The following is a 22,654-nucleotide window of genomic DNA, read 5'->3' as shown; positions in this document are numbered from 1 at the left end:
CCAAAGATGAAAACCAGAGAGATATTCACTCTCTGGTTTTTATTTTTCCTGCAGCAAGGAAATTGGTATTCCAATCTCTTCATTATCATTTTGCTTATATCCCCAAGCAAATACCCCATTGAAATACGTAATTTTAAATACCACACCAGGTTCTTCTACTAATTCATATGCCTCACCAATATGGAATTTATTTACATCTATCATATAAGCACGAGCCATAGCCATTTTTCTCATTAATACATCGAATTCATTTACAATTCCAAGTTGCTCAGCCTTTACTGCTTGCTCCTTCAAAACCCCAATTTCTTCCCTTAGCTCATGTGGCGTCATTTCACTGTAGCGTTTTGGCATACCCATCTTATTTCCTCATCCCTCTTCACGTTTCATTTGTAAAAATATATCTATCTCATCAATAGAGAATCCTTTTCGATATAACGCTTGCTTCACCTTATTTTCGAATGTCCAACCATCATACTTCTTATATTTTTCATAATATTTATTCCCATGATAGTGTAACGCTTCTTGTTGCTGTTCGTCATCTTTTTCGTCTTTCAATTCTTCCAAACAAATTTGAATTACCTCTCTAGAATACCCTTTACGAACAAGCATTTCTTCTAATTTTTGTTTCATTTGTAAAAATGAATGCTTTTGATAAGATTTTTTTTTCTTTTCTATAAGAAACAAAGCATTCTCAATTTGCTTCTCCTTTGGATACTCTTGTAAACTATGTGTAATGATTAAATCCTGAACACCTTTACTTAATAGCCCTCTCCTAATAACAGTTGGACCTTTTTGATTCACATTACTTTGCGTTCGCACGTATGAAATCGCGTACTCTTTATCATTAATATATCGATCATGTAATAATTTCGAAATGACTTCAGAGATGATGGCCTGTCCCACTTCTTTTTTTCGTAAGAAATCTTCTATTTCTTGTTTTGTTCTCATTTGATAGGATAAATAGGAAATTGCTTGTAAATATGCTTTTTGTACCTCTTCATTGTACAAAATATTCCCTAACGCTACTTCATCAATTTCTAAGCCTTTTTGTAACCCATGTTTCATTAAGATTGATTGATTCACACTAAACCCGTACTCTTCACCTTGGCCTTTATCAATATAAATATTAAATCGTTCTTTCGATCGTTTTTGCACTTCTATTTTTGTAATGACAGCCATACTCTCACCTCTCTATTATTTTAACATAGTCAAGGAACGTTTTTGCTTTTCAAGAATATATATAATGAGGAGGAAATGATTGTGAAAATCGCAATTTCTGGTGGCTCTGGCTTTATCGGCAAATACCTTTCTAATTTTTTTATTCAAAAGGGGTATACTGTTTACATTCTTACTCGAAAAAAAACTGCTGAAACTTCACATACTAACCTTCAATACGTACAGTGGACACCGGATTTACAGACCTTCCCCCTCTCCTCTATCGATGTAGTTATTAATCTATCTGGAGAGTCTATCAATAGTAGATGGACAAAGAAACAAAAAGAAACAATTTTAAACAGTAGGATTCAAACAACAAAAGGACTCATTAAACAATTACAAGCACTCGCAACAAAACCACACACATTTATTAATGCAAGCGCTATTGGATACTATGGAACATCTGAAACAGAGTCTTTTACTGAGCAACAAGAAACTCCCGGAAATGACTTTTTAGCAGAAACAGTATTTTTATGGGAGCAAGAAGCATCTAAAGCACGTTCTCTTGGAATAAGAACAATCTACTCAAGATTTGGAGTCGTATTAGGTGCAGACCGAGGAGCTCTTCCAAAAATGCTACTTCCCTATCAATTATATATTGGGGGGACAATTGGATCTGGAAACCAATGGTTATCATGGATTCATATAGACGATGTCGTTCGCATGATTGATTTCATCATTCACAAAAAAGAAATTGACGGACCTTTTAATATTACAGCGCCAACGCCAATACGGATGAAAGAGTTCGGTGAAATTATTGCCACTATAACTAGGCGACCTCATTGGTTACCTGTTCCTTCATTTGTACTGCGCGCTTTACTCGGTGAGATGAGTATACTTGTATTAGAAGGGCAACATGTATTACCCAATAAAGCGATTGAACATGGATATCGATACACATTTCCTACAGTTAACCATGCATTACAAAATATACTCTTGCATACAATGTAGTACTTCTAAAATAGTTTTACGGGTAGTTTATCTCCTTCAAAACTTCTCACTTTCTAAACTCCGGAGCATTACTACACGAACAACCTTTCAGTTACTTTGTCTTAACTTACACTAAATATTACAAAGTAACAGAAATGAGGTACCTATGAAAACATTGCTCAAACAAGCCATCGTATATCCTATTACCTCTCCAAAATTTCAAGGAGATGTACTGGTTACAGGAGAACGAATCACCGAGGTCAAACCTTATATTAAGCCTACTCAAGATATGACTGTTATAGACGCACGAGCTCTTCATCTTTTACCTGGATTTATTGATGTGCATACTCATCTTGGTCTCTATGACGAAGGCACTGGTTGGGCTGGTAATGATGCAAATGAAACATCTGAAGTTTCAACACCACATATCCGTTCTTTAGACGGGATCCATCCTTTTGATATTGCATTTCAAGACGCTGTACAAAATGGGGTTACGACTGTTCACGTTATGCCCGGAAGCCAAAATATTATCGGCGGCACTACTTGTGTAATAAAAACTGCAGGCACTTGTATTGATCATATGATTATTCAGGAACCCGCTGGTTTAAAAATTGCCTTTGGAGAAAACCCTAAAAAGGTTCATAGCAACGGCACAAAAGAATCAATAACACGTATGGGAATTATGGGGTTACTTCGTGAAACATTCTATGACGCACAACACTACGGGCATGAAGCTGATTTTCGAATGCTCCCTATTTTAAAAGCACTCCGCCGAGAAATACCAGTACGTATCCACGCTCACCGCGCAGATGATATCACTTCAGCTTTACGCTTTGCGACAGAATTCAATCTTGATTTACGTATTGAACATTGTACAGAAGGACACTTTATTGTTGAGGAACTTTCGAAACATAATTTAAAGATTTCAGTTGGTCCGACTCTTACACGACGTTCGAAAATCGAGCTTAAAAACAAAACATGGGATACTTATCATATATTATCGAAAAGTGGCATAGAAGTTTCTATTACAACAGATCACCCTTATACACCCATTCAATATTTAAATGTTTGTGCCGCTATCGCTGTTCGAGAAGGATTAGATGAAAAAACAGCCTTGGAAGGAATAACTATTTTTCCAGCTCGTAATTTACGTTTAGAGAATAGAATTGGAAGCATTGAAGTTGGAAAAGATGCTGATCTCGTGTTATGGACTCACCATCCTTTCCATTATTTAGCCAAGCCTGTACTCACCATGATTGACGGAAAAATAATTTACAAAAAAAATAAAAAAAACTAGTTTATTTTTTTGACTAGATAAAGTATTATACGATTATAAACTGAATGAAACCATAATCAATTTGTGTCGTGATTATCATTTTCAAATTGATGAATGGGGAAGGCAAATGGTGCGCCACCAGCGTTATAAACTGGTTCTAGTGGGTTCGATTCCCACCCCGAAATTTTTTAAAGATTGATATAAAAATTTCGAGGGTGGGTGTTTTTTCGTCATGCTACCCTCGTGTGAGGAGGAGTTAGTGTGTTGAAAAAACGCGACTTACACGACAGCCACGTTCTATACGAGTTAATGGTGGATCCAGCTGTCTTCCCTTTTGTGCGTCAAAAGGCTTATTCTTATGAAGAATATTTATTTTTAACGAAACAAACAATTGAAGCCGAAGAGCGTGGAGAATTAATCTCACGCACAATTTTAGATGAATGGGGTAACCCTATCGGTACAATTACTTTATTTGATGTGCAAGAAAAAGCCGGATTCCTCGGAACCTGGCTTGGCAAACCCTATCATGGCAAAGGATATAATAAATTAGCGAAAGATTCATTTTTTAGCGAACTTTTCTACGAATTAGATATTGAAACGATCTTTATGCGTATTCGTAAAATAAATATCCGGTCTATTAAGGCTGCCGAAAAACTACAATATGTAAATCTAGCAAACGAAACAAGAAAAGCTGTTTATGATGAAATTAACGCGCATGAAGAAGTATATAATTTATATGAAATTCCAAAAGATCAATATACACTTGCAACAATGCGAGATACAACATTCCAAGAAGCACACCAATTAAAAGAAGCGTAATCTAAAAATTCAGAAATAATAATTAATCATTACTAGTTTGACATATATGTATATCACCCCATGTCTTTGGAAACGATAGATAGTGACTTTAGGACACGAGGTGATTTGTAATGGATAAAAAGAAACATGATAAAGCAAAAAACACATTATCTAGTACACAAGAAGTTCTCTATCAACGAGAATTTCGAAAAGCAGATCGTGCAGCGGGCTATCGCTCAAAAAGTATTTAAAGTGAAACTGAATAATTAGAAGGTTTCCCCCCTAATTATTCAGTTTCATTACATAAGATTTTCCAATAGATTGGCAAAAAAGGTTCCTTATAAATAAGGAATTTTTTTTGTGGACAACTTTATCCACAAAAATCGTAGACTTGTGCATAAATTCCAAAAGTTTTTTACGAATTCATCTATTTAAATGAATTCTAAACGTGAGAATTGTGGATAATTTTCTAAAAATTGTGGACTATGTGGATATAGTTGTTAATATTCCGACTTTACTGTCTAATAGAAGCGCAATCCTTTGTGGATAAAGTGAAACTTTAATCAGCGTGGGTTTTGTTCATCCCTCATCTAACTTCTTTGCTTTCGCTGAATTTTGAGGTAGGGGTCTTACTGCCCGCAAATAGCGGGATAAGTTAATAATTCACGTTTACTTTTTTTACAACAATAAAAAAACCCTCTTTAAATGCTTAAAAGAGGGGTTTCATATTAAGTAAAAGATTCGGCAAGAGCTGGTGATTTAATAGGTATATGATTCGGCTCTGCATGATTTTCTGCCAATATTGTATCCACAATATGACCAGCTGGCTCAGGACGATAAATACTTTTCATTGCTTCTTTCATTTGAAGAAGCTTCATATCATCTTGTAATAACGCCTCTGTTTTTGCAAAAACTTCACTATCATCACGAATTACAACTGCAGCCCCTTTTTTTTCAAAATACAACGCATTTTCATTCTCTTGTCCTGGGACAGGTTTATATAAAATGACAGGTACTTGTAATGCTGCTGCTTCGCTTAATGTAATACCACCTGGCTTCGTAATCATACAAGAAGTAACACGGAACAACTCATCAATGTTTTCAACATAACCAAATACTTTTAAAGCATCAGAACTTTGTTCCTGTAGTTCCATTAAATCCTGCTTTAAAGCTTCGTTTTTCCCACAAACGACAACTACTTGTAAGTTTGGTACTGACATAAATGACTGGCATAGCTCTTTTACACTCCCTAGCACACCATGAGCACCTGCTACAATTAGTAACATCTTTTTATCCTTACATAACTGATATTTATTATATATAATTGCTGGATTTATCTTTAGCTCAAAACTGCTGCGAATCGGAATCCCTGTTTCAACAATTTGCTCTGCAGGTACACCGATATCAACCATCACTTTTTTCACATGATCGGTTGCTACAAAATAACGATCTACTTCTCGATGGATCCATATTTTATGCACACAAAAATCCGTTAATACGTTATAAACAGGAATAGAAATACCTATTTGCTTTTTCAATTCTGGTACAGCGATGATTGGAAAGGTATTAATAACAATATCCGGTTTCTCCACCTGTAATAGCGTCTTCAAACGCTTTCTCCCAAAATTCGCATACCAAGATGCTATTTTTTTATCATAAATTTTCTCTACACCATAATAAAACAAGCGATATAATTCTTTTCCTACCGTATAGCTTTTTAAATATAAATATTTTGTAATATCGGTTATAACTGGATGTGATTCTCCAAACAAGTCGCATACAATTACATCTTCGATTCCTTTTTGGCGAAATGTTTGTTCTAATGTTTTTGCCACTTGCACATGACCGTTACCGTAATGTGCAGTTAATATTAAAACCTTGGGGTTTTTTATCAAACAAATCCACTCCTAGCTTTTTGTTTCTCCATATTGCATATACGACAATAGGAAAAACATTTTCCTTAAACATTACATACTTGGATTCCAATATTCCCCTGTTAGCTATGTACCTGTCGTGGATATGCAAAGCATATAAGATTGACCCCTTAATCCTATCTGTGCTCATATCTTTACATTATACTTTCCTATAAGAGCTTTCGCAATAACTTACAAATGTTCTATATTTCATGATACTCACTCTTTTACTTCTTAATTCTTTTTACTATTTTGATTTCCCTTTACGATTATGTAAATTTCTCCGCCTATCCTTTACAAAAATATGGATATTATCTCTTCAGTATACTCTTTTCTAAATATATACTCTAGATTTTATTATAAAGAAACAAAAAGTCTAATCCAATATTTGGATTAGACTACTTTTAAAATATGTTTTGCATGCTCAACATTTTCTTCTGTCGGTGGATTCACATCCGCAAGTGGATACTTATGTCCAAGTGCCTCCCATTTATAAACACCGAGTTTATGATATGGTAACACTTCCACTTTCTTAACATTAGATAGACTTTGAATAAAGTTTGATAATTTTTGCAGATCCTCTTCACCATCGGTAACACCGGGAACCAATACATGCCTTACCCAAATTGGTTTCTTTCTATCCGATAAATAACGAGCAAATTGTAAAATATGTTCATTTGGTTTCCCTGTTAATTTACGATGTTTCTTTGAATCAATATGCTTCAAATCCAATAAAACTAAATCTGTATAATCCATTAAAATATCTAGCTTATTTTGGAATTCTGGTTCTTCAGAATAACAACCGCCCGAAGAATCGATTGTTGTATGGATACCATATTCTTTACACTTTTTAAACAACTCAATTAAGAAGTCTAGCTGTAATAGTGGCTCTCCACCACTAACTGTTATACCGCCTCCAGAAGCTTCAATAAATGGAAGGTAACATGTCACATCCTGCACTACTTCTTCAACTGTTATTTCTTTACCTTTACCGATTTCCCACGTATCAGCATTATGACAATATTGACAACGTAATAAACACCCTTGTGTAAATATGACATAACGAATCCCTGGGCCATCAACAGTACCACAAGACTCTACAGAATGTATTCTTCCTTTTACCATGTTACTTCCTCCTTTATTGAAACAGCCTCCCTCCGCTATATATTAAAAGCGGAGGAACACTTTTTTCACTTACATGCTTTCATGCATTGTACGGTTAATTACATCAATTTGTTGTTCACGAGTTAATTTAATAAAGTTAACAGCGTAACCAGATACACGAATTGTTAATTGTGGATATTTTTCAGGGTGCTCCATTGCATCCATTAATGTTTCACGGTTAAATACGTTAATATTTAAGTGGTGTCCTTGTTTTATTGCATATCCATCAAGCATAGATACTAAGTTGCGTACTTGTACATCATCTTCTTTACCAAGTGCTTTTGGAATAATAGAGAATGTATTTGAAATACCATCTTGTGCATCTTCATATGGTAATTTAGCTACAGATAATAATGACGCTAATGCACCTTTTGTATCACGGCCATGCATTGGGTTTGCGCCCGGTGCAAATGGTTCTCCAGTACGACGTCCATCTGGAGTGTTACCAGTTTTCTTACCGTATACAACGTTAGATGTGATTGTTAAGATTGACATTGTATGAACAGAATTACGGTATGTTTTATGTTTACGAATCTTGTTCATAAATGTTTTCACAAGATTTACTGCGATTTCATCTACACGATCATCATTGTTACCGTATTTAGGGAAATCTCCCTCAATTTCGAAATCAACTGCAATACCATTTTCATCACGAATTGGTTTTACTTTTGCGTATTTAATTGCACTTAAAGAGTCTGCTACTACAGATAATCCAGCGATACCTGTTGCCATTGTACGAAGAACATTTGTATCATGAAGTGCCATTTCAATACGTTCATAGCTATATTTATCGTGCATATAGTGAATTACGTTTAATGTATTTAAGTATAGACCAGCTAACCATTCCATTGTCATATCGAATTTACGCATAACTTCTTCATAATCTAATACTTCAGAAGTAATTGGTGCGTATTCAGGACCAACTTGCGCTTTTGACTTTTCATCTTTACCGCCGTTAACCGCATATAGTAATGCTTTCGCTAAGTTTGCACGCGCTCCGAAGAACTGCATTTGTTTACCAATTCTCATTGCAGATACACAACAAGCAATACCGTAGTCATCGCCGTAATCAGGACGCATAATGTCATCATTTTCGTATTGAATTGCTGATGTTTTAATAGACATTTTCGCACAGTAGTTTTTAAAGTTCTCTGGTAATTGTTTAGACCAAAGAACTGTTAAGTTTGGTTCTGGAGCTGGTCCTAAATTATCTAATGTATGCAAGAAACGGAATGAGTTTTTTGTTACTAACGGACGACCGTCTAACGCCATACCACCGATAGATTCAGTTACCCAAGTTGGATCTCCAGAGAATAGTTCATTATAGTCAGGTGTTCTTGCGAATTTCACAAGACGTAATTTCATAATGAAGTGATCCACAATTTCTTGTGCTGCTTCTTCTGTTAAAGTACCATTTGCTAAATCTCTTTCAATGTAAACATCTAGGAATGTAGATGTACGTCCAAGACTCATTGCTGCCCCGTTTTGCTCTTTAATTGCTGCAAGATAAGCAAAGTATAACCATTGGAAGGCCTCTTGTGCATTTGTGGCTGGCTTAGAAATATCGAATCCATGAGAAGCAGCCATCTGTTTTAACTCTTGAAGTGCACGCATTTGCTCAGATAATTCTTCGCGTAAACGCATTGTATCTTCGCTCATTACACCGCCAGTTAAATTATAATCCGCTTTTTTCGCTTCAATTAAATGATCTATACCATATAGCGCTACGCGGCGATAGTCACCGATAATACGTCCACGTCCATACGCATCTGGAAGACCAGTAATAACACCTGATTTACGAGCCGCTTTCATTTCTGGTGTGTATGCATCAAATACACCTTGATTATGAGTTTTACGCCAGTCTCTGAAAATCTTGCTAAGTTCTTTATCCATTTCATATCCATACGCTTCACAAGCTTGCTCCGCCATACGAATACCACCATATGGTTGTAAAGAACGTTTAAATGGTTTATCAGTTTGGAAACCGACCACTTTTTCAATATCTTTATTTAAATATCCTGGTTCATGTGATGTAATAGAAGAAACAATTTTTGTATCCATATCAAGAACGCCACCGTTTTCACGTTCCTTTGTTGTTAAATCCATTACTTGATCCCAAAGTTTTTTCGTTTCTTCAGTTGCTTCCGCTAAGAAAGAGTCTTCTCCCTCGTAAACGTTTACATTATTTAAAATGAAATCGCGAACATCAATCTCTGCTTTCCATTTTTCACCTTTAAAGTTTTCCCACGCGTTTTTTACATTTTCTAATACTTGAGTCATCCTAATCTCCTCCATTTTTGATTAGTACAGGACTACGTTTTTTTATATAACAGCTTACACACTTAGAATACTACTTTTTTTCGGAAGTGAACGAAATAGTTGTGACATGTTTGTGAAATGTTGAGCAAACTACTATATTCGTAGTGTTAACCTCGTTTAAAAGTCTTTATAATTAACCCTTTCTTTAATTGTATTTTTTTGGTATTCTTATATACGAGTCCTATTTTGTAATATAAGAACGATACCCATTGTAGAGCTGTAATACTCTTATCTCCTAATCTGTTATAGTTTTTATAACAGAGCAAAAAAGTGTACATACGTTGTACACTTTTTTTGTTACTACTATAAAGTGAAACTTTAATCAGTGGGGGGGTTGTCCATCCCCCACTGATTATTAGCCCTCACCAATCGGGCTTTAGCGGGATAAAACATCTCTTTTTCTATTTCCATCATCGAATCCACCACGACTGCCCTTTAATACAATTAATTGCTCTAACCCTTCTATATGATCACCTATAATTCGAAGGACAGCTGGAGGATGACCTATTTTTGCAAAATGTTCACTGGGACGAATACGGTTCATCCTATCGACCTCAACACGACTTACACATGCGATTTCGAATCCTGAAAGAATAGCTTTCACTTGCGCTACGCAAGGTGACAGTAAAGATTTATACCCAATTGATTTCAAACACGTCCGGCTAAACGCATTAGGTACAGCAATAAGAGAGCCTACTCCTAAATATTTTCGATCACAAGCTAAATTTAATGCATATTTAAATGCAGTTACAAGATGCAGTGGTACTCTCAAATCTAAATAATGATTTAAATCATTTAATGCGACATCTGTTCCATCTGCAATTGCTTTTGCAAAGGGATATAGCTCACTAGCTGGAATAACAAAATCGCCGTCTATAAATAACACAATTTCTCCTTTTGCAAAATAAGTTCCAAGCGAACGCCCCACATCGTTTCCAAGTGCTTCTTTATATACAATTGTTGTTGCTCCCTTGTCTTTTGCAATTGTTGCCGTTTTATCGGACGAACCATTTACAACAACAATGATTTCCAATGGTTCAATTTTGCGAAGCTCTTCTATAATCTTTCCAATCGTCATCTCTTCATTTTGCACAGGAATAATAACCGATAGTTGCTGTCCTTTATACAAATTAGATGTAATGCCCCACCCTTGATAAAAGTCTTCAAAATTTAGAGTATGGTAGACACTCTCTCTTTTCCTATTTCCATCGCAATATCCCCCGCGCGTATCACTGCCTAATATCCTCTCTGCTACAGCTTCTATATGATCGCCTATCATTCGTTTTTCGGAATGAGCAAGATTCGTGCCGTATGCAGCATGCTCGAGTGGGCGAAATTTATTCGGAGTAATAACATCAATCGCACAATGACGGCTAATTCTCCATTTACTTTGTGCTAGGCGTAGATGAGCCACAATAGGATTAAAAAAACATTCGTATCCAATATTTTGCACAACTTCCTTCGTCAGCGCATGAGGTACAGATAGTAAAGAATCAATTTTTAATTCTTCACGCTCTAACATTGCATTTAAGATTTGGCGCCATACTGTAATAGAATGTGGTCTTTGTTTCTTTAAAAATAATGCGTCCAAATTATTTAAAGCGATGTCCGCCTGATCATGTAAAATCGGATTAAGGAATAATTGTAATTTTGAAGTTTGAATAGCAAAATCACCATCTACAAACAGTAATACATCACCTATCGCATGTTTTGCACCAACTGCGCGTCCAACGTCGTTACCAAGTGACTCTTTATGCTCAATTACTGTACATCCTAAGCTCTCAGCAATTGCTTCTGTACCATCATTACAACCATTTGCTACTACAATAATCTCTACTGGATTTAATGGTTTTACCGATTGAACCACGTCTGAAATCGTCTCCACTTCATTACATACAGGAATAATAACTGATAACGACTTAGCCATTGTTTTCTTCACGAAACCATTTAATAGTTTCTTTCAATCCTTGTTCCCACGTTACTTTCGCTTGAAATTGAACAAGTTCTCTTAATTTCGTTACGTCTGGTCTTCTATTTGGGATCTCTTCAAATCCATGTGGATATACTTCCTCAAATGGAACGTGCACAATTTTGGAAACAGACTTCGTTATTTTTTTTATATCTTCCGCTACTTCCCTTATATTTTTTTCATTCTCAGAACCAATATTAATAATTTCACCATTTACCTTTTCATCCATTGCACGAATCGTTGCCTCGACCGCATCACTTACATACGTAAAGCAACGTGTCTGCTTTCCATCTCCATACACGAGAATATCGTCACCTTGCAAAGCCGCACGAATAAACCGTGGAATTACTCCTGCGTACGGACCATCTTTTGCTCTTGGACCATAAATATTAAAATAACGAACAATCGTTACAGGTAAGCCTTCTAATGCGTACACTAAACATAATGTTTCCTCTAATGTTTTACAAATTGCATAACTCCAACGTATTTTGGAAGTTGCACCATATAAACGATCTCCTTCTTCAGAGAATGGTGGCTCTCCCTTTCCATATACTTCAGAAGTAGATGCAAATACTACTTTCTTCTTCCCTTTTAACGCTGCTTGCAAAATGTTTCTCGTTCCATCAAAGTTCGTTTCAATAAGCTCTACACTTTTTTCCATTGTAGTTTTGACTCCCAAAATTGCAGCTAAATGGAACACCACATCATGTTGATTAACTAATTCATGAATTGAACTTTTATCTAACACGCTTATTGGAATAACTGAAATCTCTTTCATTAACTCTTCATGATATTTATTTTTTCCTTTATAGAAGTTATCCACAATAGTAGCTTCATAACCTCTTTTCACCAATTCTTCAGCTAAATGTGACCCAATGAATCCTGCTCCGCCTGTAATTAAACATTTTTCACTCATACACTCACCTTCTTTATAATTCCACGTGTATCTATTAATCGCTCAATTCCTTTAAAGAGCTTCCAATCGATACTAGAGTGATCGGTTACAATTAAAATACAATCTGCTTGTTTAATTCTTTGTTCATCTAATGGAATGGATTGATATAGTGTATCCCCAATTTTCGCTGAAGAAATATAAGGGTCATGATATTCTATCTTGTACCCTTCTTTTATTAATAATTGAATAATTGGCAACGCTGGCGATTCTCTCAGATCATTTACATCTTTCTTATATGCAATCCCTACTATTAAAACCGTTGCGGGTGATTGCACCACACCTTTTACTTTACCGATTATTTTCGCTGGCATTTCTTCATTAATTACATGTGCTGCCTCAATTAATTGACTAATTGCTCCAACCTTTCGTATTCTCCATTGAAAATATAAAGGATCTACCGGAATACAGTGTCCTCCTATTCCTGGTCCTGGCCAATACGGAGTAAATCCAAACGGTTTTGTAGATGCAGCTTCAAGCACCTCATAAAAATTAATATTCAAACTTTCACAAAGTATATTTAACTCATTTACTAATGAAATATTAACTAAGCGCTGAATATTTTCAAATAGCTTACACATCTCGGCCACTTTCGGAGAGCTAACTGGAACGACTACATCAAATATAGTGCTATACAAATCCTGTACTTTTTGTTTACACTGCTCTGTTTGTCCACTAATAACTTTTGGAATTGTTTCAACTGAATACTGGCTATTCGCTGGATCAATTCGCTCTGGAGAATAGCCAATATAATAATCTCCTCCTACCTTTTTACCGGTTTTAGAAATAATAGGAATAATAACTTCTTCAAGTGTTCCTGGATATGTGGAGCTTTCAAAAATGAAGGTTTGTCCTTTTTGAAGATTCTGTTGTATATAGTGGGAGGCTGAAACAAGGGCACTTAAATCTGGTTCTTTATATTCATTAATTGGTGTCGGCACAGTCACGATGACATAATCGCTATTCTTAAAATCGGTAACACCTTTATCTGGTGTATTCACTATTAATTTTCTTTTTTCTAATAAGTTTTGTAATACTTTAGAAGAAACATCAGGAATATAACTTTCTCCTTTTATAATTGATTCTATTTTCCTAGTATCTTTATCTAATCCAAGTACAGCATGTCCTCTTTCTGCAAAAAGGACCACCAAAGGAAGGCCGACATACCCTAATCCAATAATAGTTACTTTACTACTGGCATCCATCTGTATTTTCTTCTTCCCTTCTCAATTGTAGTATTATATCTCTGTCCCTTTCTCCATCTGTAAAACTCCCGCGCTCGTCTGTATGTTTTAATAAATAAGCAATCGCCTCAAGCTGATCGCCGAAAATACGATCGAATGCAGGAATTCGTCCGTTTACAAAACCATGTTGCTCTGGGCGTACTCGATTTGTTTTTATAACATCTACAAATTCTACTGCTGTAATAGAGAATCCCTCCAAAATAGCTTTCATTTGAGCTAGTGGCGGAATAACAAGAGAATCATACCCTATTTTCTCTATTACCTTTTTATGCATAGCATGTGGTACAGCAGTTAAAGAGTTATTCCATAAATCTGGTCGTTTCGCTACCAAATTCACGAAATATTTCCCCATACTAATTGGATCTGCCGGGTGAAACATATCTAACAAACATTGCAAATCATTTAACGCCACATCATTTCCGTCTTCAATAGCATGCAAAAATGGATTTAACTTTTTTGCCGGAATAGCAAAATCACCATCAACAAATAAACAAATATCTGCCGTAGCATGCATGGCCCCTATCGCTCGCGCTACATTATGTCCAAGCGCCTTCCCAAATTCAACAACAATTACATTCTCTAGTTTTGCTTGTTTAATAGTCTCGATATCCGCTCCATTCGCAACAATAATAATTTCATCTACTCCTGCTTTTTTCACTTCTTGTATAACAGATCTTATAGTCATTTTTTCTTCTGACACTGGTATAATCGCACTGTATTTCGCTTTTTTCCGTTGTAATAAAACTGGTTTATACTTCCCTATAAACTCTCTATCCCTGTTTCCTTCCGAAAAACCGCCGCGTTTACCATATGTTTCAATTACGTATTGCAAAGCACGTAAATGATCACCTATAATACGACTAGTCGCTTTCGGATAAGGAGAACCAGGTGATGTACCAGTATGCACAGGACGAACCTTATTCGTGTGAATTACATCGACCGAAGCCATATCAACAATATCTACTCCCCTAGACATCGCCATCGCTTGAAATAATGCGGGATCTGCTAAATCCCACCATCCAAGTCTCTCGATAACTTCCCGGCTCATCGCATGTGGAATTGCGATTAAAGAACCAACAGCAAGCTCTTTTTTATTCAAATAACGATTCAACATGAATTTTCCAACTGTCGTATAATGTGGTCTCACCTTTAAATAAACAGACCATGTTAAATTATTCACAACAATTTGATGCCCCAGCTGAATTCCTTTCACGAAACATTGTAGCTCTTTACTCTCAATAACGATGTCACCATCTAAAAACAATATAATTTCACCTTTTGCTTCTCTAGCTCCAATTGCCCTTCCTACATCATTGCCAAGAGAATGTTTATAATAAATTACATGGCAACTATGCTGTAATGCGACTTCCTTCGTTCCATCTGTCGATCCATTATCTACTACAATAATTTCATACGGCTCGAGCTTCTCCACTTCTACTAAAACTTGTGATAAAGTACTTGCTTCATTATGCACTGGAATAACAACTGATACTCTCATACTTGTATCACTCTTACCCTTCCAAGCGAACATAAGAAATAATAGGAGTACGCACAAGTACATCTTCCGGTGGTCCATAAGAAGGAGCTGTACGAACACTTACTGCCCCATCCGTCACAGATAAAAGAATACCTGCAACAATTTCTACAGCTGTCACAACTTGCACTAATTCACCAACATGGTTACGCAATTCATCAGTAAATAACATATATAAGTCTCCTTTCTTACGCTTCTTTCATTGATATAATACTTGTAAATGGTAATAAAACTTCTGTTCCTATTCCTTCTTGCAGTGTTAAGAAATCGTCACCAACTGCTACAATAACACCTGTTAACTGTCCAACTGTCACAGTAATCTCTACGTTTTTACCTAAATATTGCTTTGCAATTTCTTTAAAAGGTGATGTATTGCATTCTTTCAAAATGCTACAAATAATAGATTGAAATTGACTTGATTCTATAAATTCTTCCGTAGCTTGCTTAGCATTTCTTTGAATAAATTTCGCAAAGTTTTGTGAAAATAAAAGTCGCTCCACAGCAGGCAGTAACTTGTCATCTAAAAAATAACCTAATTGTCTATTAAACAGTCGGGATAATTTATCCCAATATTTTCTGAACAAACACATACACTTCTCCTCCTATTATTTTTAAAGTATAAAATTTTACATCCATACATCTTAATTTATACAAAGCAGACTTTTTTTGTGATAGGTAAGGCATACATTTTTCAAAGAAACACTCTTTTCTAATCACATAAAAAAGATAGATGGTGTCCCATCTATCTTTATATATATTTTAATTTTCAATTGTCACAATGGCAGCTACGCCGTAATACACAAAATTCGTTTCGCATTGCGTGCATGATGCTTATGTATACTCATAAACCTCCCATTTTCCATTTATTTCATTATCGAACCGCACATATATTTCCTCAATACAAAAAAGACTATCCAAAAGGATAGCCTCTTACACTTCAATATTCCGCAACATCGTATAAATGTCGTTATTCACTTTACCAAATGATTTAATGTTATTTTGAATGTTAGATAATAAAACCACATATACACTACCATTTTTACTAAAACCATTTAAGCAATTCCAACCTGGCATTACACCGTGATTTGAATAACTTCCTGGATCTACATACCAGCCAAATCCATAATCCTTTTTCACGGCTGTAAACATTTGATTATAACTCTCTTTTGAAATTAATTTTCCAGAAAAGAGTGCTTCATTAAATAAATATAAATCATGCGCGCTCGTATATATATCACCACAACCATATAGTTGTGACATGCTCGGAATATTAGGTGTTGTCATATTGTTATTCACTATTTTATAACCCGTTGATGGGAATCTTGTTTGTTCCAACGCTGTACCGAAACCAGAATGTTTCATACCCGCAGTCGCAAAAATATGTTGTTTTATATATTCTTCGAGCGACTGTCCACTTACCTTCTCAGCAATGTAAGCAAGTATAGAGTAGTTCGAATCGGAATACTTCCATTTCTCTCCTGGACTCCCGATACGCTTTTGATTTCCTATCCGCTTTATCAGTTCTTCATGAGAAATATCCTCTTTTCCCTGCTCATATTCCGGAATGCCTGATGTATGTGTTAATAGATGTTTTAACTGAATGCTATTACCTTGAGGAAAGTCTGGAATATACTTTGCAACTGTATCCTCTACTTGTAACTTATTTTGATCTTTGAGTTGCATAATAGCAGTCGCCACAAATGCTTTTGAAATAGAACCAATATAAAAGGTCGTCTCTGAATTATTCGGCACTTGCTTCTCTTTATTAGCCATGCCGTATCCTTTATTCACAAGAACTTTTCCGTTCTTCACAATAACAGCTGTCCCACTAAATCCTGCGTTTTGTAAATATTGATCCAATTGAGCGTTTTCATTAATTTCTTGAGGCGGTCCTTCAGCAGGTTTCTCTATAACTTGCGCCTGTTTTATCTGTTCTTCCTGTTCTTTTTGTTTTCTTTGTTTTTCAGCTTCTTGCCTTTTCATTTCTTCTTTCTTTTTTATCTCTTCTTGCTTCTTCATTTCTGCTGTCGCTTTTAAAGTTTCTTCTTTCTTATTATGCGCAACAATTTTTGTATACATGAAATATACAAGTAAGAATATTAAGACGAGAATGATTGTTCTTTTTATGTATACAATCGGCCGATGTGCTTTCCCATTCGCATTATTTTTTTCCTGATCCATGATTGCCTTTTTCCCCTTATTCACCAATAATTTACTTCCTCTACTAAAGATTTATTTTAGTAGATTATGGATACTCCATTCTATATCATCCCTACTTTATCACGCACTGCACATATTACCAACCTATATGTATAAAAAAGAAAAAGAAAATTTACAAAAGTAAGATTCCCGTTAAATTTTTAACAAAAAAAAGAGGATATCCTCTAAAAAAACTGATGTTATCAATCTTTTTGGATATCCTCTTATCTAATTATTTATACGTGTTTTTTCATATCATCGGCAACAGATTCAACATTTGTACCTACGATAACTTGTACACTTGTGTTACTTAATTTCATAACGCCTTTTGCACCTGCGCGTTTTAATGCTGGCTCATTTACTAAACCTGCATCTTTCACTTGTAAGCGCAGACGAGTTGCACAGTTATCGATAACTGTTAAGTTGTCTTTTCCACCTAAAGCAGCTACATAAGTTTCACCAATTGAACCTGCAACTGGTGCATCACCATCTTCAGCTAACTCATCGTCATCTTCACGACCAGGAGTTTTTAAGTCGAACTTCTTAATTAAGAAATAGAATACTACGAAGTAAATTGCTGCGTAAATTAAACCGATTCCTGCTAGTAAGACTGGTTTTGTTGCAATACCGAAGTTTAAGAAGTAATCAATTGCACCGGCACTAAATGTGAAGCCATCGTGAATGCCAAGTGATGTTGTTACAAATAAAGAAATACCTGTTAACACGGCATGAATACCATATAATACTGGTGATAAGAACATGAATGAGAATTCAATCGGTTCTGTAATACCAGTTAAGAATGAAGTTAATGCTAGACCACCTAACATACCTGTAACCATTTTACGTTTTTCTGGTTTAGCAGCCGCAATCATTGCGAAACATGCTGCTGGTAAACCGAACATCATAACTGGGAAGAAACCAGTCATAAACATACCTGCTGTTTTATCCCCTGCAAGGAAGCGAGCGATATCACCATTTACAACATTGCCTGCTGTATTTGTAAAGTCACCAAATACGAACCAGAAGTATGTGTTCATTACATGGTGTAAACCAATTGGGATTAATAAACGGTTTAATAAACCAAATAGACCTGAACCAACTGCACCTAAATTAACAATTCCATGAGCCAGTGCATCAATAGCATTTTGAATTGCTGGCCAAATTTGTGCGAATAGAATTCCTAATATTAGCATCACAACCGATGTAACAATCGGAACGAAACGTTTTCCAGCAAAGAAACCTAACCATTCTGGAAGTTTAATTTTATGGAATTTATTATAAAGGAGCCCTGCTATAACACCGACAATAATACCACCTAAAACTTTCATATCCACTTTAGTCGATAATTCGGCTGCCTTAGATACTTGTGTCATTGTATCTGCAAGCTTAGAAGGATCTACATTCGCGCTATTGCCTATTAAATCTTGGACTTTACCTAATTTATCTTGTAATTCTGCAGTAGAATATCCCTTACTAAGTGCATCAATACTGTTTTTCATAACCAGATAACCAATTGCACCTGCAAGACCTGCTGCACCACTACCATCAACTGAAAGACCTATTGCAATACCTATCGCAAAAATAAGTGCTAAATTATCAAAAACCGCTGCGCCGGCCTGTGCCATAACAGGAATATCAAATACATCTGGTTGCCCTAAACGAAGCAATAATCCTGCTGCTGGTAGTACGGCGATTGGAAGCATTAACGCTTTACCAATACGTTGTAAAAACTGCAACATTTTAATTCCCCCTATCAAATTTATGAAATCGTTATCATTATAAGTACGCTTTAGAAAACGCTTTCTATTACATAACCATAATAACATATAGTTGTATAGATGTGTAGTTTTTATTTTCGAACTTTTTATGGATAAGTTTTCTATTTCCAAACTGTTATATAAAAGGAAAATTCTCCTTATTGAATACAAAATATGCAGGCAAAAAAACTAATTATAGCACAGATAACTTTCGTTTTATCATTCCACTTTTTCATGTTATTATTTATTTCCGAGCATATCGGGAAAAGTAAACTTAGTTAATTCGAAATAGGAGCGTTGGTACTATGCAGTGCATTGAAACAAACAACTTACAGCAGTTGTTAGAACAAGTAAAACCATATACGAAAAAAGGAAAACTTGCTACTTATATCCCCGAACTAGGAAATGCAAATCCAGATGATCTAGGGATTGCTATTTTCCATAAAGAAACAGAATATATCCATGCTGGTAACTCACAAACACTATTTACTCTTCAAAGTATTTCTAAAGTAATTACACTTGCACTTGCCCTTTTAGACCGTGGTGAAGAATATGTATTTTCTAAAGTTGGAATGGAACCAACTGGTGACCCATTTAATTCTATTATTAAGCTTGAAACAACAAGTTCTTCCAAACCTCTTAATCCAATGATTAATGCGGGTGCATTAGCTATTACAAGTATGCTAGCTGGTAATGATAACGAGGAGAAGATGGAACGCATTCTTCAATTTGTGCGTGATATAACAGACAATCCTACTATTAGTTATTCTTCTAAAGTTGCCACTTCTGAATTAGAAACAGCTTACTTAAACCGTTCACTTTGTTACTATATGAAACAAAATGGCATCATCGATAACGATATTGAAGAACTTATGGATTTATATACGCGTCAATGTGCAATTGAGGTTAACTGTATCGACCTAGCACGTATTGGTTTAATCTTTGCAATGGATGGATATGATCCTTATAAAAAGAAACAGATCATCCCTAAACATATTACGAAAATTTGTAAAACATTTATGGTTACTTGCGGGATGTATAATGAATCTGGTGAATTTGCAATTCGTGTTGGAATCCCTGCAAAAAGTGGTGTAGCGGGCGGCATTTTCGGCTGCGTAAAAGGCGAAATGGGAATCGGTATTTTCGGACCGGCTTTAGATGCAAACGGAAATAGTATCGCTGGTTTTAAAATTCTTGAATTACTTTCTGCCCAAGAAGGTTGGAGTATGTTTTAATTTAGAAGTTATCCTGCTATATTGGCAGGATTTTTTATTTCACAAAAAAATCCGTTCTACTAGGCATCAACACAATTCAAAAAAACAGTAATAAAAGTTCTCTTTATTATGCATATTTGTTCCCCCCTCCTGAATAATATAGTACAACCTAGCGCTGTATGTGGAGGTGTAAAAGATGAAACTCATATTTCAAATGGAGAAACAACCTGTTCTCGAAAAAACAATTCTTCTTTTCATATTGAGTATTGTAGAAAGTTTGAAACTAAAAGTTGTTTCACTCGATGAAGCTCACCGATACATATTCAATTTAGAAGTGCTTGAACTATTAATGGATCGGAACATCGATGATCAAGTACTAGAACTTATTCATTTCGGAATGGGACTTGAAGACATTTACCATGTACTTCCCGAAGAACTTGAGCATAGTATCGAAGAACTGAAATGGCTTTGTATTCAAGTTTTAAGTGAGTACAGTATGCATGATGATGAATGTGCACAACTAATTGAAGATATACGCTAAAAAGCACCTATGCAGGTGCTTTTACTTTTTTAAACCTTTTTACACACAAAGATTTGTATAATACTTACAATCTTTCATTACCGTGAAAAGATTTCACGTCGATATATGCAATTTCTTAGTGTATTTCCAAGGAAATACTCGAATACTGTTTTCCCTATCATTCTTACAACAATTGATCAATTCCAATAAGAATTAATAACACACCTGCAATTATAGTTGCCCATTTCCCTAAGTATTCAGCTAAAAATCTTTTACCAACATACGTAAAACCACTAATACAAATAAAACTAAAAACTCCAGAAATACATGCCGTAAGCCAAAGATTTAAATTTGTTACTCCAGCATCAAATCCACCTGCAATATTATTTATGGACAATGCAACTCCTAAAACAATTGCTTCAGAAAAACTAATTGTTTTAGAACCATCAAAATCTGCTTTTTCTGGATCACGTAAAACCCCCATAAGTACACTACCATCTTTAGATTCTACGGTATCTTTTTGACTCAAGAAAGGCTGACATAAAATAAACACCCCGATTATTCCTAAAACGATTGCTCCAATAAGATTTGCTGTGAACTCCGAAATAAATAATGCGATCCAATTCCCAAAAAATCCAGCTAGTAAAGTAAATAAAAATCCAAAAAATGCGATGATAAAATTGTTAAGCCACGAAATTCGAATTTTACGAATGCCATATGCAATCCCAACACCTGCATTATCTAAATTAGACGCAATCCCGATTAAAAAAATTGAAAATAAACCTGCCGTACTCATCGTACAGTCACCCCTTTTCTCACTTTTCATTGCATATTATGAAAATGTTGAGCAACTGTGCCTGTCTGTTTCATATACTTGTAATAAATGCTCAACATTTTTTCAACGATAGACAATAGAAAAGGAGTGCCTACATTATGCCCAATGAAAATCCAAATGAGCGGCTCGGTAAATTAATAAAGAAACTGTTAAAGGAGCGCGCTCTATCTATGCGCCAACTAGGAACACTTACAAATATTGATCCTGCAACAATTTCAAGAATAATTAATGGCAAACAACAACCGAAGCAAAACCATTTACAAAAATTCGCAAACTGTCTACAAGTTCCACCGCAATTATTACTTGATGAAATGTACCCTGACTCTCCACACATAAATAAGGAAAAAGCAGATATGTACACATCTCTCGATACAATTCAGCAAACATTACAATCCTCTAACCTATTCGACTTCGAATACACAACAACTCGTGTGAAACAAGAACTTGAAAATTACGAGCGCTATGCTCAAACTACTGAAGGCGAAAAACGTATTCACGAGAGTTTCAAAAGTAAAATAGAACAAATTGATAGTGCTGGTCCTTTCATTGAGCAATTAACAAATATGTACCAACAATTTTGTACAGAAACCATTTCAACCGAAGAGCGTGCAATTATTGGGGGTGCCTTACTATATTTCATTTTATCAACAGACATTATCCCCGATTATCTTTTTCCAATCGGCTATTTAGATGATGCGATTGCCGTTGAATTAGCTAAAGAGAAATTAATTGAAATAAAACGAAAAACATAGAAAAATAAAGAACTATTTCAGTTGTTTATGTTCAACTCTGAAATAGTTCACTAAAAAAGCGTA

21 protein-coding genes are annotated in these 22,654 nt (G+C 35.4%); 7 read left to right on the top strand and 14 right to left on the bottom strand.

Annotated features, from left to right (window positions below; translation table 11 throughout):
• Positions 1-39 precede the first annotated feature (39 nt).
• Complete coding sequence (locus ACFVQC_RS23435) at positions 40-357, bottom strand: YfhH family protein (RefSeq protein ID WP_377899402.1); 318 nt, start codon at positions 355-357, stop codon at positions 40-42.
• Between the two features lie 9 nt (positions 358-366).
• Entirely contained in the window at positions 367-1,179 is an 813-nt protein-coding gene (gene recX, locus ACFVQC_RS23430) for a recombination regulator RecX (RefSeq protein WP_002113830.1), read from the bottom strand.
• Positions 1,180-1,260: 81 nt separating this feature from the next.
• Between recX and ACFVQC_RS23425 the strand changes: the two genes are divergently transcribed.
• The 4 genes from ACFVQC_RS23425 (at position 1,261) to ACFVQC_RS23410 (ending at position 4,470) form a co-directional block, all read left to right on the top strand.
• The gene (locus ACFVQC_RS23425; RefSeq protein ID WP_377899400.1) at positions 1,261-2,166 is read left to right on the top strand and encodes a TIGR01777 family oxidoreductase; all 906 of its coding nucleotides are present in this window, start codon (positions 1,261-1,263) and stop codon (positions 2,164-2,166) included.
• Between the two features lie 145 nt (positions 2,167-2,311).
• The gene (locus tag ACFVQC_RS23420) at positions 2,312-3,442 is read left to right on the top strand and encodes an amidohydrolase (RefSeq protein WP_002113826.1); all 1,131 of its coding nucleotides are present in this window, start codon (positions 2,312-2,314) and stop codon (positions 3,440-3,442) included.
• A gap of 240 nt (positions 3,443-3,682) precedes the next feature.
• On the top strand, positions 3,683-4,240 hold the full coding sequence (locus ACFVQC_RS23415; protein ID WP_002091129.1) for a GNAT family N-acetyltransferase: 558 nt from the start codon (positions 3,683-3,685) through the stop codon (positions 4,238-4,240).
• A gap of 110 nt (positions 4,241-4,350) precedes the next feature.
• A complete protein-coding gene (locus tag ACFVQC_RS23410; protein ID WP_078178179.1) occupies positions 4,351-4,470 on the top strand; it encodes a YfhE family protein in 120 nt (39 codons plus the stop codon).
• 477 nt (positions 4,471-4,947) lie between these two features.
• On the opposite strand, the gene ACFVQC_RS23405 is transcribed toward ACFVQC_RS23410, so the two are convergent.
• From ACFVQC_RS23405 to nagE, 11 genes are all read right to left on the bottom strand, one after another.
• The gene (locus ACFVQC_RS23405) at positions 4,948-6,114 is read right to left on the bottom strand and encodes a diglucosyl diacylglycerol synthase (protein ID WP_219917036.1); all 1,167 of its coding nucleotides are present in this window, start codon (positions 6,112-6,114) and stop codon (positions 4,948-4,950) included.
• A gap of 411 nt (positions 6,115-6,525) precedes the next feature.
• Complete coding sequence (pflA, locus tag ACFVQC_RS23400; protein WP_377899397.1) at positions 6,526-7,257, bottom strand: pyruvate formate-lyase-activating protein; 732 nt, start codon at positions 7,255-7,257, stop codon at positions 6,526-6,528.
• A 69-nt stretch (positions 7,258-7,326) separates the two neighbouring features.
• Positions 7,327-9,576, bottom strand: coding sequence for a formate C-acetyltransferase (gene pflB / locus ACFVQC_RS23395; RefSeq protein WP_377899396.1), 2,250 nt, complete (start codon positions 9,574-9,576; stop codon positions 7,327-7,329).
• Positions 9,577-9,991: 415 nt separating this feature from the next.
• Positions 9,992-11,542 carry a glycosyltransferase family 2 protein gene (locus ACFVQC_RS23390; protein WP_377899395.1) on the bottom strand — a complete coding sequence of 517 codons (1,551 nt, stop codon included), beginning with the start codon at positions 11,540-11,542 and terminating at the stop codon, positions 9,992-9,994.
• Entirely contained in the window at positions 11,535-12,500 is a 966-nt protein-coding gene (locus ACFVQC_RS23385; RefSeq protein WP_377899394.1) for an NAD-dependent epimerase/dehydratase family protein, read from the bottom strand. The genes ACFVQC_RS23390 and ACFVQC_RS23385 overlap by 8 nt, the downstream gene beginning before the upstream one ends.
• Positions 12,497-13,741, bottom strand: coding sequence for a nucleotide sugar dehydrogenase (locus ACFVQC_RS23380; RefSeq protein ID WP_377899393.1), 1,245 nt, complete (start codon positions 13,739-13,741; stop codon positions 12,497-12,499). Before ACFVQC_RS23380 ends, ACFVQC_RS23385 begins: the two co-directional genes overlap by 4 nt.
• Complete coding sequence (locus ACFVQC_RS23375) at positions 13,728-15,278, bottom strand: glycosyltransferase family 2 protein (RefSeq protein WP_377899392.1); 1,551 nt, start codon at positions 15,276-15,278, stop codon at positions 13,728-13,730. Before ACFVQC_RS23375 ends, ACFVQC_RS23380 begins: the two co-directional genes overlap by 14 nt.
• Before the next feature lie 13 nt (positions 15,279-15,291).
• Complete coding sequence (locus ACFVQC_RS23370) at positions 15,292-15,486, bottom strand: hypothetical protein (protein ID WP_377891200.1); 195 nt, start codon at positions 15,484-15,486, stop codon at positions 15,292-15,294.
• Between the two features lie 16 nt (positions 15,487-15,502).
• Positions 15,503-15,904, bottom strand: a complete 402-nt coding sequence (locus ACFVQC_RS23365) for an LSm family protein (protein ID WP_377899391.1) — start codon at positions 15,902-15,904, stop codon at positions 15,503-15,505.
• A 340-nt stretch (positions 15,905-16,244) separates the two neighbouring features.
• Positions 16,245-17,495: a serine hydrolase domain-containing protein gene (locus ACFVQC_RS23360; RefSeq protein WP_377899389.1), complete on the bottom strand. Its 1,251-nt coding sequence runs from the start codon at positions 17,493-17,495 to the stop codon at positions 16,245-16,247.
• Positions 17,496-17,749: 254 nt separating this feature from the next.
• Positions 17,750-19,252 carry an N-acetylglucosamine-specific PTS transporter subunit IIBC gene (nagE, locus tag ACFVQC_RS23355; protein WP_377891194.1) on the bottom strand — a complete coding sequence of 501 codons (1,503 nt, stop codon included), beginning with the start codon at positions 19,250-19,252 and terminating at the stop codon, positions 17,750-17,752.
• A 323-nt stretch (positions 19,253-19,575) separates the two neighbouring features.
• Here nagE and glsA point away from each other — a divergent pair, with 323 nt between their 5' ends.
• Positions 19,576-20,505, top strand: a complete 930-nt coding sequence (gene glsA, locus ACFVQC_RS23350) for a glutaminase A (RefSeq protein WP_002151698.1) — start codon at positions 19,576-19,578, stop codon at positions 20,503-20,505.
• 175 nt (positions 20,506-20,680) lie between these two features.
• Positions 20,681-21,025 carry a DUF3969 family protein gene (locus ACFVQC_RS23345; RefSeq protein ID WP_002091149.1) on the top strand — a complete coding sequence of 115 codons (345 nt, stop codon included), beginning with the start codon at positions 20,681-20,683 and terminating at the stop codon, positions 21,023-21,025.
• Positions 21,026-21,188: 163 nt separating this feature from the next.
• Here ACFVQC_RS23345 and ytaF read toward each other — a convergent pair whose 3' ends face one another.
• Positions 21,189-21,800 carry a sporulation membrane protein YtaF gene (ytaF, locus tag ACFVQC_RS23340; protein WP_377899388.1) on the bottom strand — a complete coding sequence of 204 codons (612 nt, stop codon included), beginning with the start codon at positions 21,798-21,800 and terminating at the stop codon, positions 21,189-21,191.
• A gap of 137 nt (positions 21,801-21,937) precedes the next feature.
• Between ytaF and ACFVQC_RS23335 the strand changes: the two genes are divergently transcribed.
• On the top strand, positions 21,938-22,591 hold the full coding sequence (locus ACFVQC_RS23335; RefSeq protein WP_002091151.1) for a helix-turn-helix domain-containing protein: 654 nt from the start codon (positions 21,938-21,940) through the stop codon (positions 22,589-22,591).
• Positions 22,592-22,654 lie beyond the last annotated feature (63 nt).

This window comes from Bacillus sp. NPDC057893 (genome assembly GCF_042796455.1).
Taxonomy (GTDB): domain Bacteria; phylum Bacillota; class Bacilli; order Bacillales; family Bacillaceae_G; genus Bacillus_A.
Note: the sequence above shows the minus strand (reverse complement) of the source record. Positions and strands in the feature narration are given on the sequence as shown.

What these genes read in the sequence shown, in the direction of transcription:
- ACFVQC_RS23360 (WP_377899389.1), bottom strand. Translation starts at nt 17,495, where the DNA reads ATGGATCAGGAAAAAAATAATGCGAATGGGAAAGCACATCGGCCGATT.
- ACFVQC_RS23385 (WP_377899394.1), bottom strand. Translation starts at nt 12,500, where the DNA reads ATGAGTGAAAAATGTTTAATTACAGGCGGAGCAGGATTCATTGGGTCA.
- ACFVQC_RS23380 (WP_377899393.1), bottom strand. Translation starts at nt 13,741, where the DNA reads ATGGATGCCAGTAGTAAAGTAACTATTATTGGATTAGGGTATGTCGGC.
- pflA (WP_377899397.1), bottom strand. Translation starts at nt 7,257, where the DNA reads ATGGTAAAAGGAAGAATACATTCTGTAGAGTCTTGTGGTACTGTTGAT.
- ACFVQC_RS23410 (WP_078178179.1), top strand. Translation starts at nt 4,351, where the DNA reads ATGGATAAAAAGAAACATGATAAAGCAAAAAACACATTATCTAGTACA.
- ACFVQC_RS23390 (WP_377899395.1), bottom strand. Translation starts at nt 11,542, where the DNA reads ATGGCTAAGTCGTTATCAGTTATTATTCCTGTATGTAATGAAGTGGAG.
- nagE (WP_377891194.1), bottom strand. Translation starts at nt 19,252, where the DNA reads ATGTTGCAGTTTTTACAACGTATTGGTAAAGCGTTAATGCTTCCAATC.
- glsA (WP_002151698.1), top strand. Translation starts at nt 19,576, where the DNA reads ATGCAGTGCATTGAAACAAACAACTTACAGCAGTTGTTAGAACAAGTA.
- pflB (WP_377899396.1), bottom strand. Translation starts at nt 9,576, where the DNA reads ATGACTCAAGTATTAGAAAATGTAAAAAACGCGTGGGAAAACTTTAAA.
- ACFVQC_RS23420 (WP_002113826.1), top strand. Translation starts at nt 2,312, where the DNA reads ATGAAAACATTGCTCAAACAAGCCATCGTATATCCTATTACCTCTCCA.
- ACFVQC_RS23435 (WP_377899402.1), bottom strand. Translation starts at nt 357, where the DNA reads ATGGGTATGCCAAAACGCTACAGTGAAATGACGCCACATGAGCTAAGG.
- ACFVQC_RS23375 (WP_377899392.1), bottom strand. Translation starts at nt 15,278, where the DNA reads ATGAGAGTATCAGTTGTTATTCCAGTGCATAATGAAGCAAGTACTTTA.
- ACFVQC_RS23335 (WP_002091151.1), top strand. Translation starts at nt 21,938, where the DNA reads ATGCCCAATGAAAATCCAAATGAGCGGCTCGGTAAATTAATAAAGAAA.
- ACFVQC_RS23370 (WP_377891200.1), bottom strand. Translation starts at nt 15,486, where the DNA reads ATGTTATTTACTGATGAATTGCGTAACCATGTTGGTGAATTAGTGCAA.
- ACFVQC_RS23365 (WP_377899391.1), bottom strand. Translation starts at nt 15,904, where the DNA reads ATGTGTTTGTTCAGAAAATATTGGGATAAATTATCCCGACTGTTTAAT.
- recX (WP_002113830.1), bottom strand. Translation starts at nt 1,179, where the DNA reads ATGGCTGTCATTACAAAAATAGAAGTGCAAAAACGATCGAAAGAACGA.
- ytaF (WP_377899388.1), bottom strand. Translation starts at nt 21,800, where the DNA reads ATGAGTACGGCAGGTTTATTTTCAATTTTTTTAATCGGGATTGCGTCT.
- ACFVQC_RS23345 (WP_002091149.1), top strand. Translation starts at nt 20,681, where the DNA reads ATGAAACTCATATTTCAAATGGAGAAACAACCTGTTCTCGAAAAAACA.